Here is a 17,785-nt window from a genome sequence, read left to right on the forward strand (position 1 = left end):
ATCAGCCTCGTCGCTCCGGTTACACCGGCGCTTGGGGGAAGAGGCCGCTGCGCGGCTTTTTCTTATGGCTGCGCCCCGGCGCGCGCGCGTTGCGGGCGGGGGTTTTCGAGGCGGCCCTTGGCCTTCGCGAAAACGACCGGCCAAGGCCGGTCCCCTGCGGGCCTGTTCCGCCCGCAGCGCTCGGTTCCACAAGTCGCCAACGAGGCTGATGGCCCCCGGCTCTGGACACGTCCGAGGTGGGGTGCAGGACAAACAGAGTGACAACGCATGGAGCGGACCGCACGCTCGAGGTTTCAGCCCGATGGTAGCGAACGCGGCAACTGCGCCATGCAGGTCAGCCGTGCTTTCCACCGCGAACCTCAGTTCGGCAGAGCCGGCGGGGCCCAGCGGCGGCGCTCCGTGCGAAGGCGAAGGGCTTCGGCCGGATCAGGCCCGTCAGGGGGCCGGCCATGGACGGCCGGCCGTTTTCACTGAGCCAGGATGGCGAATTGAAAACCCCCGGTCGAAGCCCGTCCGATGGGCGCGCAGCCATAAGACACGCCGCGAAGCGGCCTCCGATTCCCGAGGGTCGCCGCAGCCATGAGCGCCGCCACTGGGTCCCGCCGGCTCTCCCCGACAACCTGAACGCTTCACGATTCCTTGCCGACCGGGCGATGAACAAACCGGCAGGTTCCCACGGATCGTTCACCCATGGCCTGTTTCCATGACGCCACGGTAAGCGGCGCCTGCGGGCTGCCGGCCGTTATTCCCATCAACAGGAGTTAGCCATGAATGCATCACTGATTCGCAAGACCATCCTTTCCGCGGCCCTGGTTGCCGGCGTGGCTGCACTCCCGCTTGCCACGGTGAGCGCGCAGGATTCGATGTCCAAGGAGAAGACCAACCAGACGGTGCCCGACAAGGCGGCTGATGGCTGGATCACCACCAAGGTGAAGAGCGAGCTGGCCTCGACCAAGGGCATCAAGTCGACCGACATCTCGGTCGATACCAACGACGGCGTGGTCACGCTGTCGGGCACCACCGATACCGCCGCGGCCAAAACCAAGGCCGAGCATGTGGCCAAGAAGGTGAAAGGCGTGAAGAGCGTTTCGGCTGACGGTCTGATGGTGGGCGCGTCGAAGTAATTGCGCGACGCCTTGAAATGAATAGGGAGCCCGCGAGGGCTCCCTATTTTTTTCGAACACGGTGGCCGGCTAGCGGCGCAGCATGCCGCCGAACTGGTTCTTATCCGACGTTTCCTGCACGGAAACACCTTCCAGCCCCTGGCTGAGGGTATGCGCATCGCCGCCCTGGGCCAGCTTGATGCGCAGGCGCACTTCGTTGGAGCTGTCGGCGTGGCGCAAGGCGTCCTCGTAGGAGATCTCGCCCGCGTGGTACAGGGTGACCAGGGCCTGGTCGAAGGTCTGCATCCCCAGGTTGGTCGAATCGCGCATCACTTCCTTGATCTTGTGGATCTCGCCCTGGCGGATGTAGTCCTGCACTAAAGGCGTGCCGAGCAGGATTTCCACCGCTACGCGGCGTGCCTTGCCATCGGGCGTGGGAATGAGCTGCTGGGCCACGATGCCCTTGAGGTTCAGCGACAGGTCCATGAAGAGCTGGGTGCGGCGGTCTTCCGGGAAGAAGTGCAGGATGCGGTCCATCGCCTGGTTGGCGTTGTTCGCATGCAGCGTGCACAGGCACAGATGGCCGGTTTCCGAGAAGTTGATCGCGTGTTCCATTGTTTCGCGCGTGCGCACCTCGCCGATCATGATCACGTCGGGCGCCTGGCGCAGGGTGTTTTTCAGCGCGTTCTCCCAGCTGTCGGTGTCGATGCCGATTTCGCGCTGGGTGATGATGCAGTTCTCGTGTTTGTGAACGTATTCGATCGGGTCTTCGATGGTGATGATGTGGCCTGTCGAGTTGTGGTTGCGGTAGCCAACCAGCGCTGCCAGCGAGGTCGATTTACCGGTGCCGGTGCCGCCCACGAAGATCACGATGCCGCGCTTGGTCATCGCCAGCTGTTTGAGGATCGGCGGCAGGTTGAGGTCTTCGAAAGTTGGGATCTTCGATTCGATCCGGCGCAGCACCATGCCCACGCAGTTGCGCTGATAGAAGCACGACACGCGGAAGCGGCCCACACCCGAGGCACTGATGGCGAACTGGCACTCGTGGGTCTTTTCAAATTCCTCGCGTTGCGAGGGTGTCATCACGTTCAGCACCATGTCGCGCGATTGCTGCGCGGTGAGCGGGCTTTGCGTGATGGGGACAATGCGCCCCTGGATCTTCATTGAAGGTGCAACACCTGCAGTGATGAACAGGTCAGACGCCTGTTTATGCACCATCAACTTCAGGAAAGAAGTGAAATCGAAATCGCTCATGACCAAAACCCTATCGCCGGCACCCGGCGCCCCTCGGGCGAGGATATACCTGTTTCGGTCCGGCCGCGCTCACGGCCGGGAGTGGTACGCCGGAAGGCTGATGGAGTTGGCACTCCGGAACGATTCCCCGCCCCGGTACAGGCCCCATGCTTGCCGGGGCAACCTTTACATGGCTGCCCCGGCCGTCCGGCTGCTTACTTGAACACTTCCTTGTTCTTCGCATAACCCACCGCCTGCTGGCGGGTCACCAGGCCACGCTTGACCAGGTCCTGCAGGGTCTGGTCGAGGGTCTGCATGCCGTATTGCTGGCCGGTCTGGATCGCCGAGTACATCTGGGCGACCTTGTCTTCGCGGATCAGGTTACGGATGGCTGGGATGGCCACCATAATTTCATGCGCCGCCACGCGGCCGCCGCCGACCTTCTTCAGCAGGGTCTGCGAAATCACCGCGCGCAGCGACTCCGACAGCATCGAGCGCACCATGGGTTTTTCACCGGCCGGGAACACGTCGATGATGCGGTCGATGGTCTTGGCGGCCGACGAGGTATGCAGGGTGCCGAACACCAGGTGGCCGGTTTCCGCGGCGGTCAGCGCCAGGCGGATGGTTTCCAGGTCGCGCAGCTCACCCACCAGGATGTAGTCCGGGTCTTCGCGAAGCGCCGAACGCAGGGCCTCGGTGAAGCCGTGCGTGTCGCGGTGCACCTCGCGCTGGTTCACCAGGCACTTGTGCGAGGTATGGACGAATTCGATCGGGTCCTCGATGGTGAGGATGTGGCCGTATTCGTTCTTGTTGATGTGGTCGACCATCGCGGCAAGCGTGGTGGACTTGCCCGAACCGGTGGGGCCGGTGACCAGGATCAGCCCCTGCGGCTGCTCGATCAGTTCGCGGAAGATGCGCGGCGTGGCGAGGTCTTCAAGCGTGAGCACTTCAGAGGGAATGGTACGGAACACCGCGCCCGCGCCGCGGTTGTGGTTGAAGGCATTCACGCGGAAACGCGCCAGGCCGGGAATCTCGAAGGAGAAGTCGACCTCGAAGAATTCTTCGTAGTCGCGGCGCTGCTTGTCCGACATGATGTCGTAGATCAGCGAGTGCACCTGCTTGTGCTCGAGCGCCGGGATGTTGATGCGCCGCACGTCGCCGTCCACGCGGATCATCGGCGGCAGGCCGGCGGAGAGGTGGAGGTCGGATGCCTTGTTCTTCACCGAGAAGGCAAGCAGTTCGGCGATGTCCATCGTATTCCCCTGGGTCTTTTCGTAACGTACGGGCGGTGCGGCCAATGGCACGGCGAAACGGCAACGGATGACCACCATCGTCGCCGCAGGTCCTGAATACCAGGTCCCCCTTGCGCGCCTAGGGTAACCACCGCCGCCGGGAAGGGGCAAGCTGCGGGTATATTGTCGTCTGTCGGCGCGTTGACGCGCCCTTGCCCTCCCCCAAGGAGACCCATGACGCGCATAGCCTTCATCGGCGGCGGCAACATGGCACGCAGCCTGATCGGCGGCGTGCTGAAGAACGGCGGCCACGCAGGCTCCATCAGCGTTGCCGAGCCACGTGCCTATAGCTGCCAGGAGCTCGCCCGCGAATTCGGCGTGGCCACCTACCCGCAGAACGTGCTGGCCGCCGAGGGTGCCGAACTGCTGGTACTGGCGGTCAAGCCCCAGGTGATGCCCGCGGTCTGCAAGGAATTGAAGCACGTGGTGGCGCGCTCACGGCCGCTCGTGGTTTCCATTGCCGCCGGTATCCGGATTGCCCAGATCGAGCGCTGGCTGGGTGGCCCCCAGGCGGTGGTCCGGTGCATGCCCAATACACCGGCGCTGATTGGCGCCGGGGCCACTGGCCTGTTCGCCAACGGCCGGGTGGGTGCCCCGCAACGGGCGCTGGCGCAGCACCTGCTGGATTCGGCCGGCCTCACCACCTGGGTCCCGCAGGAAGAAGACCTCGACGTGGTCACGGCGATCTCGGGCTCAGGGCCTGCCTATTTCTTCCTGCTGGCCGAGGCGCTGGAGGCCGCCGGCGTAGCCCAGGGGCTTTCCCCGGAGACTGCCCGCGCGCTGGCTGCGCAAACCGCCCTGGGTGCCGGACGGATGCTGGCCGAAAGCGGTGAGCCGGCTGCCACGCTACGCGAGCAGGTGACCTCCCCCAACGGCACCACCCAGGCGGCGCTGGAAAGCTTCGCCATGGATCATTTCAACCTTATCGTCGAACGCGCCGTCGACGCCGCCACCCGGCGGGCCGAGGCGCTGTCCGCTGCCATGGATGCAGAATCGTGAATTACCTTGCCAACGCCGGGGGCCTGGTCATCGGCTTCATTTTCGGCGCCATCGTTACATTGTTCGTCCTGCGCTTCCTTGCTGAGGTTTGCCGCGCCGATTTCCACAACCCTCTCTGCCAGGTGTTGTACCGCTATACGAATCCGATCCTGCAGCCGCTGCGGCGGGTGCTGCCGACCTGGCGACGGTGGAACAGCGCGGCACTGGTGCTGGCGTACCTGGCCGAGCTTGCCAAGATAGTGCTGGGCTTCGCCATCGTCGGCGTGATGCCCTCGGTACCGGGTCTGGTGGTGCTGGCGCTGGCCGAACTCGTCGACTATTTCGTGATGCTTTACGTGGTACTGGTGTTCGCATGGTCGCTGATGAGCATGATGAGCACCGATCGCTACCATCCGGTGATCCGCCTGGTGGGAAGCCTGGTCGAACCGGTACTGCGGCCATTGCGTGGCCGGATCGTGCTCGGCGGCCTGGATTTCTCGCCCGCCGTGGTGATCCTGGCGTTGATGTTGCTGCGCGTGACCCTGGTGCTGATGATCAGCGACTTCGGCATGCGCCTGGCCGGCGCTGCCTGACGGGAGTATTGCCATGAAAACCGTGCTCTTTCTTGCATTCCTTGCGCTGGCGGGCCCCGCCCTGGCTGATGAAATGCGCGCCGGTGAGTTCATTGTGCGCTACAACGCGCTCTCCGCCGACGGCCTGCCGGCGGCGTCGGCCAAGGCGCAGGGCGTGGCGCACACCCCGGAACAGGGCCTTCTGAACGTCTCTGCCAGTCGCATTGCCAACGACGATAGCGTCGAAGCCACGGTGAAGGCAAAAGTCACCACCCTCACCGGCGACAACGTGCCGATCACCATCCGCAAGATCAGCGAAGGCGGCAGCACCACCTACCTTGGCACCTTCACCGTACCCAACTCCGGCTCGCTGCATTTCGTGCTGGACGTCACCCCCAGGGGCGGTACGACCCAGCACGCGGAATTCAACCAGGATTTCATCGTCGACTAAGGTCGATCGTGCCAGTGCGCTGGTACCCTCCTCAGCGTCGATAGAGCCGCCTCTGGCAAATAACGGCGATGGAGCTCAGAGGTTCGTTTTTGCGGCCCACGCGGTGATGATCGCGTGGATGGCATCAAGGCCGTCGAAGATCGCCGCCGGCCCCGGCTGCAGGATGATCGGTGACTTGATTTCATAGAGGTCGCCGTTGCGCACGGCGGGGACGTCCGCCCAGCCCTCGCGCGCGGCGACAATTCCAGGCCGGAATCGCTTGCCGCACCATGAGCCAAGGATGATGTCAGGCGCGCGACGCGCCGCTTCCGTCGGGTCGGCCAGGATGCGCTGTTTGGCCAGTGGCTCCATCATCAGTTCGGGGAAGACATCATCGCCACCGGCGATGCGGATCAATTCGGCCACCCAGCGGATGCCGGTGATCTGTGGGTCGTCCCACTCTTCGAAATATACTTTCGGGCGGCGCGGTAACGCGGCCGCCAACGCCGACACGCGTGCCAGTTGCGCCTGCGCACGCTGCGCCAGCGCTTCGGCGCGATCGCTTGCACCGACCATCGCACCCAGCCGGCGGATATAGGCGACGATGCCTTCCACGCTGCGGTGGTTGCTGATCCACACTTCCACGCCGGCCTTGATGAGGTCGCGGGCGATGTCGGCCTGGATGTCCGAGAACCCGATCGCAAGATCAGGTTTCAAGTCCAGGATGGCCCCGATCTTCGCACTGGTGAACGCCGAGACTTTCGGCTTCTCCTTGCGCGCCCGTGATGGCCGCACGGTGAAGCCGGAAATACCCACGATGCGGTGTTCCTCGCCAATGGCGTAGAGCACCTCGGTGGGTTCTTCGGTCAGGCAGACGATGCGCTGCGGGAAGGCGTCGGACAAGATCAATGCCCCAGCACGGTGACGGTTACCTTGCGCTGGTGCGCATGCGTGCGATGCTCGTAAAGATAGATGCCCTGCCAGGTGCCGAGCATTGGTTTGCCGGCATGCACGGGAACTGCCAGGCTGCAACCGGTAAGGATGGCGCGTACGTGCGCGGGCATGTCGTCCGGGCCTTCATCGTCGTGGCGGAAGATCGGATCGCCATCGGGCACCAGGCGTGCGAAGAAGCGTTCAAGATCCGCCTGCACCACGGGATCGGCGTTTTCGCCGATCAGAAGCGAGCAGCTGGTGTGGTGCACGAATACCTGCACCAGCCCCGTGCCCACGCCGCTTGCGGTGACGGCATCGCGTATTTGCTGGGTAACGTCGAACAACCCGCGGCCCCGCGTATGCACGGTAAAACCATGCTGCGCGATATGCTGCACGGGCTGCGCACGAGTCATGGATAGAGTAACCGGCTGCGCCAGGTTTCACCGAAACGGTCCCAGCGGATGCGTTCGTGCAGGCGGAATTCCGCCGCATACCAGAACTCAACCATGTTCGGCTGCATCAGGTAGCCACCCCAGTGCGGGGGGCGAGTCACGTCGCGGCCTTCGAATTCAGCCTCATATTTCGCCACGCGCTGCTCAAACGTGTCGCGGTCCGGAAGCGTTTGCGATTGCGCCGAGGCCCACGCGCCGATCTGGCTGCCGCGTGCACGCGTGGCGAAGTAGGCATCGGCCTCTTCCGGCTGCAGCCGGCTGGCGCCCCCTTCGAAGCGCACCTGCACGCCATGAGCGATGTGCTTCCAGTGGAAGGTAAGGGCCACCTGCGGATGCGCCTTCAGCTGCTCACCCTTGGCGCTTTCGGTGTTGGTGAAGAAGCGCAGGCCGCGCTCGTCCACGCCCTTGAGCAAGACGATGCGCGATGAAATGCGCCCATCGACATCGGCGGTGGCGAGGTTCATGGCAGTGGGTTCGGGATCGCCGCTGGCGCGCGCCTCCTCGAGCAGACCGCGGAAGGTGGCGAGGATGTCGGTGCTGAGCATGCGAAGGGTTCGATTCGGGCGATGGCAGGCACTATGCTCGGCTGCCATGAGCGGATTGAATCCTAACATGGGGCCGGATGCACTGGCCGTGATGCTGCTGGACGGGGCGCCACGCCTGCTGGGGATATCGGGCCTGCAGGGCAGCGGCAAAAGCACCGTAGCCGTGGCGATGGCACGCCTGGCAGGTGTTCGCGGCATGCGCGCCGTGTCGCTGTCACTGGACGACTTCTACCTCGACCACGACGCGCGCATGGCCCTGGGCCGCGAAGTTCATCCGCTGCTGGCCACCCGCGGCGTACCGGGCACGCACGACCTCCACCTTCTTCTTTCCACGCTCGACGCACTGGTCGATCCGTCCACGCACTGGCCACTGGCCGTGCCGCGTTTCGACAAGGGACGTGACGACCGGATGCCACGCGAGCATTGGCAACAGGTGGATGGACCGCCGGGCCTGGTGGTGTTCGAAGGTTGGTGCCTGGGCGTGCCACCGCAGGACGACACCGAACTTGCCGTGCCGGTCAACGAGCTCGAGCGCGACGAAGACGCCGATGGTCGATGGCGGAACTTCGTCAATGCACAACTGGGCGCTTATGCAGCGGCCTGGGCGCGTATCGATCGCCTGGCCGTGCTGCAGGCGCCTGGCTGGAATGTGGTGCGTTCATGGCGCGGGCAGGGTGAACGCAAACATGCGGGCGCGCCACGCGCGATGAACGACAATGAGCTGGATCGTTTCCTGTCCCACTACGAGCGCATCAGCCGCCATGCCCTTCGCACGCTGCCGGCGCGCGCTGATGTCCTGGTGGCCCTGGACACCGCGCGAACGCCGGTACGGATCACTCGACGATAACGGCCGTGCCGTAGGCCAGCACTTCGGTCACGCCCTCGGCGACGTCATTGGCGTCGTAGCGCATGGCGACCACGCCGTTGGCGCCATGCTCGCCGGCGTGCTGGAGCATCAGCTCGAAGGCTTCCTCGCGGGCCTTCTCGCACAGCTCGGTGTAGATCGTGATATTGCCCCCGACCAGCGTCTGCAACGCAGCGCCGAGGTTGCCGATCACGCTGCGCGAACGCACGGTGATACCGCGCACCACGCCAAGCCCACGGACGATCCGGTGGCCGGGAATTTCATTGGAAGTGGAAACCATCTGCCGCTGCACGGGACCTGCCATGGGATTCTCCTGGATGGATTCAAATGAGGGCAGCGTAACCCAGTCTCGCGTCTGGCCACGCAGGCTGCCATCCGGTGGCGCGGAGTCGGTGATTGCGCAGCCGTTTGCTGCCGATGCCCGCGGGCGGCGGCCCCTCCAGCGGGAGCGGCGCGCCACATGCCACGGCAATCGCATCGTACAGTTCATGCATGGGCAGCGGCGTGTCGTCCACGCCGACATAGACCGGCGCCGGCGATGGATCGTCCAGCGCATGCATCAACGCGGACGCTGCGTCGTCGACGTGGATACGATTGACATGGAACGGATGCGAGCGCGGAACCCGGGCCTGGCCTGCACGCAGGCGTTCGACCAGTTGCAGGCGGCCGGGACCGTACAGTCCGGCCAGGCGCACGGCCGACCCACGCTGCCCTTGCACCAGCGCCTCGGCCTCCAGCAGCACGCGGCCGTTGAAACCCGGTGGCGCAGGTGGGGTGTCTTCGTCCACCCACCCGCCGTCGTGGTTACCGTAAACCGCGGAGGACGACGCCAGCACGACCCGCGCATCGGGGTTGGCATCGAGCATGCGCGCCAGGCCGTGGACGAACACACGCCGATAAATGGCCTCGTCGCGGGTATCGGGCGTGGCAGTGAACACGACGGCATCGACGGATGGCAGCGGTGGTGGCTCGCCCACATCGCCCTGGTGCCAGTGCAGCCCTCCAGCATCCGGCACCTGGGCGCTTCGGCGCAGCGCATGTACTTCGATACCCCGTACCAAAAGTCGCCGCGCCAGGCGCAAACCGACATCGCCGCAACCGGCAATGAGTACCCGCCGGCCGTAACTTGTTAGCATCGATGTCATGAATCCGTCGTCCAACCTCTTCGTCATCGGTCCTACGGGCGCAGGTAAGACCTCACTGGGCAAACGCGTAGCCGCGTATTACGACCTGCCCTTCGTCGACCTGGACCAGGCCATTGAAGCGAAGACCGGGGTGCCAGTGGCCACGATCTTCGAGATGGAGGGCGAAGCCGGTTTTCGCCAGCGCGAAAGCGCCTGCCTGGACGAGTGTAGCCGCCAGCCCGGCGTGGTGCTGGCTACCGGCGGCGGCGCCGTGATAGACCCGCACAATCGGCAAACCCTGCGTGAACGCGGCTTCGTCATCTGGTTGCAGGTCGACGTGGACCAGCAACTGGGCCGGCTTGAGCACGACCACAACCGGCCGTTGCTGGAAACCGAAGACCGCCATGGCCGCCTGGTGGCCATGGCTTCGGCCCGGGCCCCCTTCTACGGCGAAATCGCCGACCTCATCGTGCCACCGCAGGGCCATGGCCTGGCTGCGGCGGCAACGGCCACCATCGAACTCATCGACGCCCACTGGCGGCGTCCCATGCGAGCCTCATGAACGAACTTACCGTCGCGCTCGGCGCGCGCAGCTACCCCGTCTGGATCGGAGCAGGCCTCATCGACGATTCGCCCCGCTGGCGTGCGGCGATCCGCGGCCGACACGTGCTGATCGTTTCCAACACCACCGTAGCCCCGCTATACCTTGCGCGCGTGCGCGCCGGGCTAGAGGGCTTCCTCGTCGATACACATCTGATCGGGGACGGGGAAAGCGAAAAAACCTTCGCCAATGTCGGTGAGGTCCTGGCCTCGCTCGCCCGCCTGGGCGCCACGCGCGACGCCTGCATCATCGCCCTGGGCGGCGGCGTGGTCGGCGACCTGGCCGGCTTCGCCGCATCCTGCTGGATGCGCGGCATCGATTTCATCCAGATGCCCACCACCCTGCTGGCGATGGTCGATTCCTCAGTCGGTGGCAAGACCGGCGTGAACCTGCCCGAAGGCAAGAACCTGGTCGGCGCCTTCCACCAGCCGCGCGCGGTGGTGGCCGACATCGACACCCTGGCGAGCCTTCCCGACCGCGAATACCGCGCGGGCCTGGCCGAGATCGTCAAGGGGGCCGCCATCGGCGATGCCGGCTTCTTCGCCTGGCTCGAAGACCACGCCGACGCACTGGAAGCCCGCGAGCCCACGCTGCTGGTCGAGGCCATCGCTCGCAAATGTGCCTACAAGGCCGGGGTCGTGTCCCGCGACGAGACCGAGCAAGGCGAACGCGCGCTCTTGAACCTGGGCCATACCTTCGGCCACGCGCTGGAAACCGCCGGCCACTACACCACGTTCCTGCACGGCGAGGCCGTGGCCGTGGGTATGGTGCTGGCGGCAAGGCTTTCCGAACGCATGGGCATGGCCGGCAGTGAAGACACCGCGCGCCTGTCCGCCCTGCTCCAGCGCCTGGGCCTGCCCATTGCCATGCCGGGCGGCAGCGACCCGGACGAGCTGCTGCGCCTGATGCGGCTGGACAAGAAGAACACGGCCGGCGTGCTGAAGTTGATTCTCTGGCGCGGCATCGGACGGGCGGAGATCGCCCCTGGCGTCGCCGAGCAAGACGTCCTGGCCGTGCTTGGCAACTAACGCTCGCACGCGCCGACCGCCTACAATAGGAAGTTCCGCGGCGCCACCAGGCACCCCATGCGCATCTACATGCAAACCAGGCCCGACGCCGCCGAGGCGCCGCGCTATTACCAGCTGAGCCTCGAGCAGGATTTGCTCGGCGGCTGGACGCTCTATCGTGAATGGGGCACGCAGGGCGGCCGTGCCAGCCTCAAGCGCGACGTTTTCCTCGAACGCGACGATGCGCTGGCCGCGTTCGAGAAAGCCCGCAATGCGCAGTTGAAGCGCGGGTTCAAAGTGATGTTCAGCCAGGGACAGGATTCGCCGTATGGCCGTTGAATTGAAGAACGATCGTTTCCTGCGCGCCCTGCGCCGGGAACCTACCGATACCACGCCCGTGTGGGTGATGCGCCAGGCCGGCCGCTACCTGCCGGAATACCGCGCCACGCGCGAACGCGCCGGCAGCTTCATGGCCCTGGCTCAGGCGCCGGATCTTGCCTGTGAAGTCACCCTGCAGCCCCTGGCGCGTTTCGACCTGGACGCGGCGATCCTGTTTTCCGACATCCTGACCATTCCCGACGCGATGGGGCTGGGGCTGAACTTCGCGCAAGGCGAAGGGCCGCAGTTCGACCGTCCCGTACGCAGCGCCGCCGATGTCGCGCGCCTTGCCGTTCCCGACATGGACGGTGAATTGCGCTATGTGATGGACGCCCTAGGCCTGATCCGCCGGGAACTGGACGGCCGCGTGCCGCTGATCGGCTTTTCAGGCAGCCCCTGGACGCTTGCCTGCTACATGATCGAGGGCCGCGGCTCGAAGGACTTCGCACGGGTCAAGGCGATGGGCTGGAGCGATCCGGCCTTGATGCACCAGCTTTTGGGCGTGATAGAAAAATCAGTCAGTGCTTATTTGATCGCCCAGGCCGAGGCCGGCGCCCAGGCGCTGATGGTATTTGACACCTGGGGGGGCCTGCTTGGCCCAAAGGCCTTCGGGGAATTCACGCTTCGCTACATGGCGCACGTGGTCGAGGCGTTGAAGGCACATCCCGCTTCGCGCGACCTGCCGGTGATCGTGTTCTCCAAGGGCGCCAACGGCCATTTCGAAGCGCTGGCCGATACCGGCTGCGCCGCACTGGGCGTGGACTGGACGGTCGATATCGGCCAGGTCCGGCGCCGTGTGGGCGATCGCGTTGCCCTTCAGGGCAACCTGGACCCTGCCGTGCTGTGGGCTACCCCGGACATCGTCGAGCGCGAAGCGAAAGCCGTGCTGGACGCCTTCGGCAACCATCCGGGGCACGTGTTCAACCTCGGCCACGGCATCACGCCGGAAGTGAACCCTGAAAACGTGAAGGTCCTGGTCGATACCGTCCACGCCCATGGCAGGACGATCCGCGGTAACTGACCCAAAGCCGTTATAATCAACGGCTTTCCCGCAAACTGCCGCCGCCCGCATGGACAAGAGCTTCGAGCCCAGCCAGATCGAGACCCGCTGGTACGATCACTGGGAATCCAACGGTTACTTCAAGCCCTCGGGCAAGGGCACGCCCTATAGCATCATGCTGCCGCCGCCGAACGTCACCGGCACGCTGCACATGGGCCATGCCTTCCAGCACACCATCATGGACACGCTCATCCGCTACCACCGGATGCGCGGCTTCGACACGCTGTGGCAGCTGGGCATGGACCACGCCGGCATTGCCACCGAGATGGTGGTCACCCGCCAGATCGAGGCTGAAGGCAAGAAGCGTTCGGACTTCGACCGCGAGTCCTTCATCGAGCGCGTCTGGCAGTGGAAGAACGAATCCGGCGGCACCATCGGCCGGCAGATGCGCCGCCTGGGCGTCTCCGGTGACTGGTCGCGCGAGCGCTTCACCATGGACCCTTCGCTCTCGACGGCCGTCACTGAAACCTTCGTGCGCCTGTACGAGGAAAAACTCATCTATCGTGGGCAGCGACTGGTGAACTGGGACCCGGTGCTGAAGACAGCCATCTCGGATCTTGAAGTAGTCAGCGCCGAAGAAGACGGTTCGCTCTGGTCGATCCGCTACGACCTGGCCGACGGCTCAGGTTCGCTCGTCGTTGCCACCACGCGCCCGGAAACCATGCTCGGCGACGTCGCCGTGGCCGTGCATCCGGAAGACGAACGCTACGCCGCGATGGTGGGTAAAACACTACGCCTGCCGCTGTCCAGCCGCGAGATCCCGATCATCGCCGACGACTACGTCGAGCGGGAGTTCGGCACCGGCTGCGTGAAGATCACGCCCGCGCACGACTTCAACGATTACGCGATCGGCCAGCGCCATGGCCTGCCGACGATCAACATCTTCACCCCCGACGCCGCGATCAACGACAACGCGCCTGCCGCCTACCGCGGCATGGATCGCTATGTCGCGCGCAAGGCCGTGCTGGCGGACCTCGAAGCCCAGGGGTATCTGGTCGAAACAAAGAAGCACAAGCTGCAGGTGCCGCGGGGCGATCGCACCGGCCAGGTGATCGAGCCTTACCTCACGTGGCAGTGGTTCGTGAAGATGGACACCCTCGCCGCCCGAGGCATGGAGCTGGTGGAATCGGGAAAGGTCCGCTTCGTCCCGGAAAACTGGATAAACACCTACCGCCACTGGCTGGGCAACATCCAGGACTGGTGCATCAGCCGCCAGCTCACCTGGGGACACCGGATTCCCGCCTGGTATGCCTCCAATGGCCAGATCGTTGTTGCCCGCGACGAGGCCGAGGCGAAGGCGCAGGCCACCGAACGCGGCCTGGGCGAGCTCACGCGCGAAGCCGACGTACTGGAAACCTGGTTCAGCTCAGCACTGTGGAGCCATTCCACGCTCGGCTGGCCCGATCCGAAAGTGATGGATGCGGAAGGTTACTCGCGCTACCTGCCATCCAGCGTGCTCGTGACCGGCTTCGACATCATCTTCTTCTGGGTGGCCCGGATGATCATGATGACCGACCACTTCACCGGCGAAGTGCCCTTCAGGGACGTCTACATCACAGGCCTGGTCCGCGACAAGGACGGCCAGAAGATGTCCAAGTCCAAGGGTAACGTGCTTGACCCGATCGACCTCGTCGACGGCATCGCCCTGGATGCGCTGGTGGACAAGCGCACGCGCGGCCTGATGCAGCCGAAAATGGCCGAGAAGATCGAAAAGGCCACGCGCAAGGAATTCCCCGAGGGCATCCCCGCTTTCGGCGCCGATGCGCTGCGCTTTACCTTCGCATCGCTGGCCACGCACGGGCGCGACATCAAGTTCGACCTGGAGCGCTGTGGTGGCTACAAGGCCTTTATCAACAAGCTGTGGAATGCCGCGCGCTTCGTACTTGGCTCATTGGATACCCCGCCAAGTGAGTTGGAAGCTAGCGAACGTGGCGACTTGATACCACCATCGCCTCTGGTGACAAAGCCCAGCAGCTGGCCGGTAACACCTGCCGAAAAATGGATCATCACAAAATTCAATTCAGCACTCCTGGACTTCGAGGCACATGTAGCGGACTACCGCTTTGACCTCCTTTCCCAAAAACTCTACGAATTCACGTGGAACGAGTTTTGTGATTGGTTCATCGAACTGACAAAACCGTACTTGAATACCAAAGTTGCCATGGATTTGGCAGGCGAAGGCGAGACCGTCACAAATATCGAAGCAACGATGTCAGTGCGGTTCACGCTTGTGCACGTGTTGGAAGCCCTGCTACGAGCATTGCACCCGCTAATCCCATTTGTAACCGAAGAGATCTGGCACGCGGTTGCGCCTCGCCTTGGCTTGGAAGGTGAGACGATCATGACCCGCGCGTATCCAAGCGCAGCGGAGTTCTTGACCGACGTTACCGCCGAGTCGGATATTGATTGGATCAAGGGGGTGCTCACCGGCCTTCGCCGTATCCGCGCCGAGATGAACATCCCGCCGGGTAAGGCTATCCCGTTGCTGTTCGCCGACGGTGACGCGAAGGATCGCGAGCGCTCGGCCAAGTTCGCCGCGCAGCTGGCGTTCCTCGGGCGTGTTGAGGCGCCGCGCTGGATCGAGTCGAAGGCCGATGAACCGGCTGCCGCGGTGGCCGTGGTCAGCTCCTTGCGGGTGCTGATCCCCTTGGCCGGCCTGATCGACGTGGACGCTGAAAAAACGCGCTTGACCCGCGAAATCGCCCGTATCGAGGGTGAAATCCGCAAGTGTGAGGGCAAGCTCGGCAACACCAGTTTCGTGGCCAATGCACCGGCCGAGGTGGTGGCGCAGGAGCGGGCGCGCATCAGCGACTGGACCACCCAGCTCCAGGGCCTGCGCGAACAATCGGGCAAGCTCTAGCTCACCCAGGATGGGCGCCGTCACGCGGCGGCGCCCATCCCGTCACCTTCAGGGCCGGGCGCTGCCCAGCGGCTTGATCTCATAGGCCATCACGATGGCCTCCTCGCGCCCGGTGTGGGCGGGATAATAGTTCGGCCGACGGCCGATCTCGACAAAGCCCACCGACAGGTAAAGCGCCTGCGCCTGCGGGTTGGACGGGCGCACTTCCAGGTAGATGCGCTCGGCGCCGTACCACCGGGCGAGATCGGTCAGGCGTTTCAACAAGCGGCGTCCATAGCCCATGCCGCGGTACATCGGCCCGGTGCACAGGTTCAGTACGTGTGCCTCACCGGCAGCTACCGACAGGATGCCGTAACCGGCGACCTGCCCGTCGTGCAACAACACCCAGCAGTTGTGCCCTGCTTGCAGGCAGTCGCGGAAGATGCCCGGCGTCCAGGGAAATTCATAGCTGGCCAGTTCCAGGGCAAGCACATGATCGAGGTCCTCGCGCCGCATGGCGCGCAGTTCCACCGCAGGGAGGGCCGCGGTAACCATCGGTCACGTCCTGGACCGCAGGGCCCGGCGTACGGCGCGCATGGCGGTCCACAGCCGGCGCTTGGCTGCGCCATCGCCCTGCAGGGCCGTCGGCGGATCCACCAGCACCACTTCGGCGGCGGCGAGCACCGCAGCGGGAAGCTCGCGTCCGAGCGCCTGGGCCTGTTCGCTGCCGAAGGCAAGGTAGGCACGCGCGGCCGGGACGTCGGCTAGCCTTCCGTCACGGACCTCGATGCGCGCCGCGCGCGCCAGCACCGGCCCGTAGGCCTGCACGGCCCGGCCAAGCATGTCCAGCGCGGCCGCGCCGCAACCAGCCGGGAGGATCAGCACGCACGCAGCGCCAGGCATGTCGGCCGCGGACGTAGCAGCCGGCGCCATGGTGCTGTCGGCCACCGTCGGCCCTCGCGAGCGAAGGCGCATGGGCGAGAGCCCAAGCAGGCGGTTGACCTCGTGCTGGCGAAGGCTTGCATTCATGTCTTTTCCGACACACGGCGAGGGCGGCGCCGATGGGTGGCGCGTCCCCACAGGGTAATCACCGGGCCCGATGCCACGTAGACCAGCGCGATGGAGAACATCACGCTTCCCGTGGCCACCGCCAACGCTACCAGCGCCAGCAGCATCAGTACCAGCCAGGTATAAGGCACCCGGTCGGGCCACGACTTGAAGCTGAAATAACGGAAGCGGCTGACCATCAGCAGGCCCGCCACCGCGGCCACGACCAGCGAGAGGATGTCGACGTCGCTGCCTGGAATGTCGAACTCTTCCATGGCCCATACAAATGACATGCACAGCCCCGCTGCAGCGGGGCTGGCCAGTCCCTGGAAGTAACGTTTGTCGGCCACGCCCACCTGGGTGTTGAACCGGGCCAGCCGCAAGGCCGCGCACGCGGCGTACAGGAATGCCGCCGCCCAGCCCGCCTTGCCCCAGGCCTCGCCGTGCAGGGCCAGGTACTTCAGCGACCAGTTGTAGAGCACCAGCGACGGCGCCAGGCCGAAGCTGACGAGGTCGGAAAGCGAATCGTATTGCACGCCGAATTCGCTTTGGGTGTTGGTCATGCGGGCCACCCGCCCATCCAGGCCGTCCAGGATCGCCGCGACGAACACGGCAATCACCGCGTCCCGGTAATGGCCACCGATGGAGGCCACGATCGCGTAGAAGCCGGCGAACATCGCACCCGTGGTGAAGAGGTTCGGCAGCAGGTAGATGCCGCGATGGGGTGGCCGGCGGGGCGGCGGCGCGTCGCTCATGGGCTCGTCCGTAAGATGACGCCAACAGTGTAAACCATGGGCAGGAAGGCGCATTTACCTGTCTGCGATCACGGCCAGGGGCATGGGAGCTTGTGCCAGGGTGCCCGGGATGCTAACTAGTGCGCACGACCTTTGCCGGGATTTCCCATGCGCCGCCTGCTGCCCCTCATGCTGATCGTCGTTGCCGCCACGGCCTCGGCCCAGGCCTACAAATGGAAGGACGCCAGCGGCACGGTGCATTATTCCGATACCCCCCCGCCTACCGGCACGGACTACAAGAACGTCAAGACATCAGGGACCGTGGCGCCGCTGGGCCCCTCGCCGGTCGCCCCGGCCTCGTCCGCGTCGGCCGGTAAACCGGGCATGCCGGTTGCTGACACGCCGGCCAACCGCAAGTCCGTCTGCGACAGCCTGACCCATAACATGGACCTGCTCTCAGGCACAGGCCCGCTGTCCGTGGACGACAAGAACGGCCAGCGCGTGAGCATGGACGACACCCGCCGCCGGCAGGAGCTGTCCACGGCGCAGGACCAGTACAAGCAGTACTGCAGCAAATAGGACCGCTCAGGCC

Annotated in this window: 21 protein-coding genes; 11 read left to right on the top strand and 10 right to left on the bottom strand. The window is 64.9% G+C overall.

Annotated features, from left to right (window positions below; genetic code table 11):
- Positions 1-767 precede the first annotated feature (767 nt).
- On the top strand, positions 768-1,124 hold the full coding sequence (locus VGM61_RS04045) for a BON domain-containing protein (RefSeq protein WP_331521444.1): 357 nt from the start codon (positions 768-770) through the stop codon (positions 1,122-1,124).
- Positions 1,125-1,193: 69 nt separating this feature from the next.
- On the opposite strand, the gene VGM61_RS04050 is transcribed toward VGM61_RS04045, so the two are convergent.
- Positions 1,194-2,357, bottom strand: coding sequence for a PilT/PilU family type 4a pilus ATPase (locus tag VGM61_RS04050; RefSeq protein ID WP_331521445.1), 1,164 nt, complete (start codon positions 2,355-2,357; stop codon positions 1,194-1,196).
- 194 nt (positions 2,358-2,551) lie between these two features.
- Positions 2,552-3,589: a type IV pilus twitching motility protein PilT gene (locus tag VGM61_RS04055; protein ID WP_250627338.1), complete on the bottom strand. Its 1,038-nt coding sequence runs from the start codon at positions 3,587-3,589 to the stop codon at positions 2,552-2,554.
- A gap of 213 nt (positions 3,590-3,802) precedes the next feature.
- Between VGM61_RS04055 and proC the strand changes: the two genes are divergently transcribed.
- The 3 genes from proC to VGM61_RS04070 are packed head-to-tail and all read left to right on the top strand — an operon-like array spanning position 3,803 to position 5,629.
- Positions 3,803-4,627, top strand: a complete 825-nt coding sequence (gene proC, locus VGM61_RS04060; RefSeq protein ID WP_331521446.1) for a pyrroline-5-carboxylate reductase — start codon at positions 3,803-3,805, stop codon at positions 4,625-4,627.
- The gene (locus tag VGM61_RS04065; RefSeq protein WP_331521447.1) at positions 4,624-5,199 is read left to right on the top strand and encodes a YggT family protein; all 576 of its coding nucleotides are present in this window, start codon (positions 4,624-4,626) and stop codon (positions 5,197-5,199) included. Before proC ends, VGM61_RS04065 begins: the two co-directional genes overlap by 4 nt.
- Positions 5,200-5,212: 13 nt before the next feature.
- The gene (locus VGM61_RS04070; RefSeq protein ID WP_331521448.1) at positions 5,213-5,629 is read left to right on the top strand and encodes a DUF4426 domain-containing protein; all 417 of its coding nucleotides are present in this window, start codon (positions 5,213-5,215) and stop codon (positions 5,627-5,629) included.
- A gap of 75 nt (positions 5,630-5,704) precedes the next feature.
- Here VGM61_RS04070 and VGM61_RS04075 read toward each other — a convergent pair whose 3' ends face one another.
- From VGM61_RS04075 to pdxH, 3 genes are read right to left on the bottom strand one after another with little or no spacing between them, the layout of a single operon-like run.
- Positions 5,705-6,511: an ABC transporter substrate-binding protein gene (locus tag VGM61_RS04075; protein WP_331521449.1), complete on the bottom strand. Its 807-nt coding sequence runs from the start codon at positions 6,509-6,511 to the stop codon at positions 5,705-5,707.
- A 2-nt stretch (positions 6,512-6,513) separates the two neighbouring features.
- On the bottom strand, positions 6,514-6,954 hold the full coding sequence (locus VGM61_RS04080; RefSeq protein WP_331521450.1) for a secondary thiamine-phosphate synthase enzyme YjbQ: 441 nt from the start codon (positions 6,952-6,954) through the stop codon (positions 6,514-6,516).
- Complete coding sequence (pdxH, locus tag VGM61_RS04085) at positions 6,951-7,538, bottom strand: pyridoxamine 5'-phosphate oxidase (protein ID WP_331521451.1); 588 nt, start codon at positions 7,536-7,538, stop codon at positions 6,951-6,953. Before pdxH ends, VGM61_RS04080 begins: the two co-directional genes overlap by 4 nt.
- Before the next feature lie 67 nt (positions 7,539-7,605).
- Between pdxH and VGM61_RS04090 the strand changes: the two genes are divergently transcribed.
- A complete protein-coding gene (locus VGM61_RS04090) occupies positions 7,606-8,385 on the top strand; it encodes a kinase (protein ID WP_331521452.1) in 780 nt (259 codons plus the stop codon).
- Here the strand turns inward: VGM61_RS04090 and VGM61_RS04095 are convergent.
- Together VGM61_RS04095 and VGM61_RS04100 are read right to left on the bottom strand one after the other, a co-directional pair.
- A complete protein-coding gene (locus VGM61_RS04095; protein WP_331521453.1) occupies positions 8,372-8,707 on the bottom strand; it encodes a YbjQ family protein in 336 nt (111 codons plus the stop codon). The genes VGM61_RS04090 and VGM61_RS04095 overlap by 14 nt on opposite strands.
- Before the next feature lie 19 nt (positions 8,708-8,726).
- Complete coding sequence (locus tag VGM61_RS04100; RefSeq protein WP_331521454.1) at positions 8,727-9,548, bottom strand: NAD-dependent epimerase/dehydratase family protein; 822 nt, start codon at positions 9,546-9,548, stop codon at positions 8,727-8,729.
- Between VGM61_RS04100 and VGM61_RS04105 the strand changes: the two genes are divergently transcribed.
- From VGM61_RS04105 to VGM61_RS04125, 5 genes are read left to right on the top strand one after another with little or no spacing between them, the layout of a single operon-like run.
- The gene (locus VGM61_RS04105) at positions 9,547-10,089 is read left to right on the top strand and encodes a shikimate kinase (protein ID WP_331521455.1); all 543 of its coding nucleotides are present in this window, start codon (positions 9,547-9,549) and stop codon (positions 10,087-10,089) included. The genes VGM61_RS04100 and VGM61_RS04105 overlap by 2 nt on opposite strands.
- Positions 10,086-11,156, top strand: a complete 1,071-nt coding sequence (gene aroB, locus VGM61_RS04110) for a 3-dehydroquinate synthase (RefSeq protein WP_331521456.1) — start codon at positions 10,086-10,088, stop codon at positions 11,154-11,156. Before VGM61_RS04105 ends, aroB begins: the two co-directional genes overlap by 4 nt.
- A gap of 57 nt (positions 11,157-11,213) precedes the next feature.
- The gene (locus VGM61_RS04115) at positions 11,214-11,474 is read left to right on the top strand and encodes a WGR domain-containing protein (protein WP_331521457.1); all 261 of its coding nucleotides are present in this window, start codon (positions 11,214-11,216) and stop codon (positions 11,472-11,474) included.
- On the top strand, positions 11,464-12,534 hold the full coding sequence (gene hemE, locus VGM61_RS04120) for a uroporphyrinogen decarboxylase (protein ID WP_331521458.1): 1,071 nt from the start codon (positions 11,464-11,466) through the stop codon (positions 12,532-12,534). The genes VGM61_RS04115 and hemE overlap by 11 nt, the downstream gene beginning before the upstream one ends.
- A gap of 49 nt (positions 12,535-12,583) precedes the next feature.
- Positions 12,584-15,433 carry a valine--tRNA ligase gene (locus tag VGM61_RS04125; protein ID WP_331521459.1) on the top strand — a complete coding sequence of 950 codons (2,850 nt, stop codon included), beginning with the start codon at positions 12,584-12,586 and terminating at the stop codon, positions 15,431-15,433.
- A gap of 48 nt (positions 15,434-15,481) precedes the next feature.
- On the opposite strand, the gene rimI is transcribed toward VGM61_RS04125, so the two are convergent.
- From rimI to pssA, 3 genes are read right to left on the bottom strand one after another with little or no spacing between them, the layout of a single operon-like run.
- Entirely contained in the window at positions 15,482-15,967 is a 486-nt protein-coding gene (rimI, locus tag VGM61_RS04130) for a ribosomal protein S18-alanine N-acetyltransferase (RefSeq protein WP_331521460.1), read from the bottom strand.
- 3 nt (positions 15,968-15,970) lie between these two features.
- Complete coding sequence (locus VGM61_RS04135; protein ID WP_331521461.1) at positions 15,971-16,441, bottom strand: hypothetical protein; 471 nt, start codon at positions 16,439-16,441, stop codon at positions 15,971-15,973.
- Positions 16,438-17,214: a CDP-diacylglycerol--serine O-phosphatidyltransferase gene (pssA, locus tag VGM61_RS04140; RefSeq protein ID WP_331521462.1), complete on the bottom strand. Its 777-nt coding sequence runs from the start codon at positions 17,212-17,214 to the stop codon at positions 16,438-16,440. The genes VGM61_RS04135 and pssA overlap by 4 nt, the downstream gene beginning before the upstream one ends.
- A 147-nt stretch (positions 17,215-17,361) precedes the next feature.
- Between pssA and VGM61_RS04145 the strand changes: the two genes are divergently transcribed.
- Complete coding sequence (locus tag VGM61_RS04145; RefSeq protein WP_331521463.1) at positions 17,362-17,772, top strand: DUF4124 domain-containing protein; 411 nt, start codon at positions 17,362-17,364, stop codon at positions 17,770-17,772.
- Positions 17,773-17,785: the final 13 nt, after the last annotated feature.

Source organism: Pinirhizobacter sp. (assembly GCF_036499745.1).
Taxonomy (GTDB): domain Bacteria; phylum Pseudomonadota; class Gammaproteobacteria; order Xanthomonadales; family Rhodanobacteraceae; genus Pinirhizobacter.

Excerpts from the sequence above, each read along its gene's own strand:
- VGM61_RS04045 (WP_331521444.1), top strand. The coding sequence starts at position 768 with ATGAATGCATCACTGATTCGCAAGACCATCCTTTCCGCGGCCCTGGTT.
- VGM61_RS04050 (WP_331521445.1), bottom strand. The coding sequence starts at position 2,357 with ATGAGCGATTTCGATTTCACTTCTTTCCTGAAGTTGATGGTGCATAAA.
- VGM61_RS04055 (WP_250627338.1), bottom strand. The coding sequence starts at position 3,589 with ATGGACATCGCCGAACTGCTTGCCTTCTCGGTGAAGAACAAGGCATCC.
- proC (WP_331521446.1), top strand. The coding sequence starts at position 3,803 with ATGACGCGCATAGCCTTCATCGGCGGCGGCAACATGGCACGCAGCCTG.
- VGM61_RS04070 (WP_331521448.1), top strand. The coding sequence starts at position 5,213 with ATGAAAACCGTGCTCTTTCTTGCATTCCTTGCGCTGGCGGGCCCCGCC.
- VGM61_RS04080 (WP_331521450.1), bottom strand. The coding sequence starts at position 6,954 with ATGACTCGTGCGCAGCCCGTGCAGCATATCGCGCAGCATGGTTTTACC.
- pdxH (WP_331521451.1), bottom strand. The coding sequence starts at position 7,538 with ATGCTCAGCACCGACATCCTCGCCACCTTCCGCGGTCTGCTCGAGGAG.
- VGM61_RS04090 (WP_331521452.1), top strand. The coding sequence starts at position 7,606 with ATGGGGCCGGATGCACTGGCCGTGATGCTGCTGGACGGGGCGCCACGC.
- VGM61_RS04095 (WP_331521453.1), bottom strand. The coding sequence starts at position 8,707 with ATGGCAGGTCCCGTGCAGCGGCAGATGGTTTCCACTTCCAATGAAATT.
- VGM61_RS04105 (WP_331521455.1), top strand. The coding sequence starts at position 9,547 with ATGAATCCGTCGTCCAACCTCTTCGTCATCGGTCCTACGGGCGCAGGT.
- VGM61_RS04100 (WP_331521454.1), bottom strand. The coding sequence starts at position 9,548 with ATGACATCGATGCTAACAAGTTACGGCCGGCGGGTACTCATTGCCGGT.
- aroB (WP_331521456.1), top strand. The coding sequence starts at position 10,086 with ATGAACGAACTTACCGTCGCGCTCGGCGCGCGCAGCTACCCCGTCTGG.
- VGM61_RS04115 (WP_331521457.1), top strand. The coding sequence starts at position 11,214 with ATGCGCATCTACATGCAAACCAGGCCCGACGCCGCCGAGGCGCCGCGC.
- hemE (WP_331521458.1), top strand. The coding sequence starts at position 11,464 with ATGGCCGTTGAATTGAAGAACGATCGTTTCCTGCGCGCCCTGCGCCGG.
- VGM61_RS04125 (WP_331521459.1), top strand. The coding sequence starts at position 12,584 with ATGGACAAGAGCTTCGAGCCCAGCCAGATCGAGACCCGCTGGTACGAT.
- rimI (WP_331521460.1), bottom strand. The coding sequence starts at position 15,967 with ATGGTTACCGCGGCCCTCCCTGCGGTGGAACTGCGCGCCATGCGGCGC.
- VGM61_RS04135 (WP_331521461.1), bottom strand. The coding sequence starts at position 16,441 with ATGAATGCAAGCCTTCGCCAGCACGAGGTCAACCGCCTGCTTGGGCTC.
- pssA (WP_331521462.1), bottom strand. The coding sequence starts at position 17,214 with ATGAGCGACGCGCCGCCGCCCCGCCGGCCACCCCATCGCGGCATCTAC.
- VGM61_RS04145 (WP_331521463.1), top strand. The coding sequence starts at position 17,362 with ATGCGCCGCCTGCTGCCCCTCATGCTGATCGTCGTTGCCGCCACGGCC.